1 protein-coding gene is annotated in these 539 nt (G+C 35.3%); it reads right to left on the reverse strand.

Features of this window, described 5'->3' with window-relative positions; genetic code table 11:
* A partial coding sequence (locus AC19MV_RS23070) for a PoNe immunity protein domain-containing protein (protein ID WP_498310046.1) occupies positions 1-518 on the reverse strand: 518 nt, incomplete at its 3' end.
* Positions 519-539: the final 21 nt, after the last annotated feature.

Genomic DNA, 539 nt, shown 5'->3' on the forward strand with positions numbered 1-539 from the left:
AGTTTGGTTACCAATGCAGCCTCCCAGCACCAATAACCTATATAAGCATCTGTACTCATCAAGTGATAATCAGGACTTCCCTCTAACTTATACCAAACCTCTAGATAATCTTTTAATAATTCAGGACGCTGTTCAGGTTCACTTTCAATAACATTATAAAGTTTACTAAAGCGCTTTTTAAAAAGTAATTCTTTAGATACAGCACGCTCAACATCACCCATTTCAACTGCAATTTTATCCAATAATGAGTCAAGACCTTCATTAGCAATTAAAGCTAACATATGTAGGTAATACTCCTTACCCATATCCAAACAGTAAGCAAAACTTAGCCATTTCAGGAATTCTTCTAAGTAATCTTCTCGAATTTCTTCCCAATCTATACGCTCAGCTTGTTCGTTGTCAGGTAATGCATCAGCATAATTTTTTTGCCATTGACGATACTCTAACGCTTTGAGTAGATCTGGCTTTAGAGATGAAAGTTCATCACCACGTGAATATTTTTGATGTAATAAATACATAGAGTCACTGACTAGCCTAAA

Source organism: Shewanella sp. MF05913, assembly GCF_059758095.1.